At 77.2% G+C, this 1,201-nt stretch carries 2 protein-coding genes; one reads left to right on the forward strand and one right to left on the reverse strand.

Features of this window, described 5'->3' with window-relative positions:
- Positions 1 to 82: 82 nt before the first annotated feature.
- Entirely contained in the window at positions 83 to 697 is a 615-nt protein-coding gene (locus ABD067_RS10940; RefSeq protein ID WP_343895323.1) for a nucleotidyltransferase family protein, read from the forward strand.
- Between the two features lie 8 nt (positions 698 to 705).
- Here the strand turns inward: ABD067_RS10940 and ABD067_RS10945 are convergent.
- Positions 706 to 1,201: GNAT family N-acetyltransferase (locus tag ABD067_RS10945; protein WP_343895324.1), on the reverse strand; the 496-nt coding region annotated here is incomplete at its 5' end.

Below are 1,201 nucleotides of genomic sequence, written 5' to 3' on the forward strand. Positions count from 1 at the left end.
GGCACCACCCGCAGGGCACAGGGATTACGAGAGAGTGAATTCACAGGAATTTAATCATCTCCCGCCGGATGGAGCCGGCCTGATGCCGCCCCCGCCGGCGCCCGCCATCCGCGACGCCGCCGGCCTCGCCGCCTTTCTCGGCGCGGCGCCGGCGCTGCGCGACTCCCTCGCGGCCGTGGCGGCGCTCGCCCTCCCGGACGCCTGGATCGGCGCCGGATTCGTCCGGAACGCGCTGTGGGACGCGGTGCACGGCCTGCCCTTCGGCACGAACCCGCCGGGCGACGTGGACGTGGTCTGGTTCGACCCCGCCCGCGCTTCCGCCGAGGAGGACGCGGCTTTGGAGGCGCGCCTCCGCGCGATCCGCCCTGGCGTCCCGTGGTCAGTGCGCAACCAGGCACGGATGGCGGAGCGGAACGGCGACCCGCCCTACGCCGGCACCCTCGACGCGGTGGCGCGCTGGCCGGACACGGCGACGGCCGTCGCGGCGCGGCTCGACGCCTCGACAGGCGCGGTGGAGGTGGCGGCGCCTTGGGGTGCGAACGACCTGCTCGCCGGCATCGTCAGGCCGACGCCCGCCTGCGCGACAAACTCCGCCAAGCGGGAAGCCTTTGACCGCCGGATCGCCGAGAAGGACTGGCTCCGCCGCTGGCCGGGGCTGCGCGTCATCGACGGCCCGCCGCCGGGGCGCGCCGCTTGACGCGGCCCTCAAGCGGCCAACGCCGCCCCGCCCCGGCGGTCCAGCGTCGCTTCGACGAGCAGCGCCCCGCCCAATGCGGTGGAGCGCGCCCCGAGCGCGTCCGCCAGCCGGGCCATCGCCCGGTTCTCCGGCGCGAACAGGAGCACCGCCGCGTCGGCGCCCTCGGCGAAGGCGATCGACACGGCGCGCGCGACGAGGCGGCGCCCGATCCCTTCGCGCCGGTGGTAAGGGTGAACCGAGACCGCCACCTCCACCGTCCCCCGCGCCATGCCCGCCACCGGGCGCGCTTCCGCGACGCCGACCGCGGGACCGTCCGGAGCCATGGCGCCGACGACCACCGCGCGCCCGGGGTCGAGCCGCGCGACAAAGGCGCCGATGGCCGCGTCGTCCGCGGGCAGCAGGAAGCGTTTGCGCCGGTCCGCCGGGCCGAGCGCCAGCAGGTGGCGCTCCACGGCCGGCATGTCGGCCCGGCCGAGGCGGCGGACCGCCGGCGCGCCCGCGGCC

This window comes from Craurococcus roseus, from assembly GCF_039523795.1.
Taxonomy (GTDB): domain Bacteria; phylum Pseudomonadota; class Alphaproteobacteria; order Acetobacterales; family Acetobacteraceae; genus Craurococcus; species Craurococcus roseus.

Bases quoted from the DNA above. Each gene is read 5' to 3' on its own strand.
- ABD067_RS10940 (WP_343895323.1), top strand. From the start codon at position 83: ATGCCGCCCCCGCCGGCGCCCGCCATCCGCGACGCCGCCGGCCTCGCC.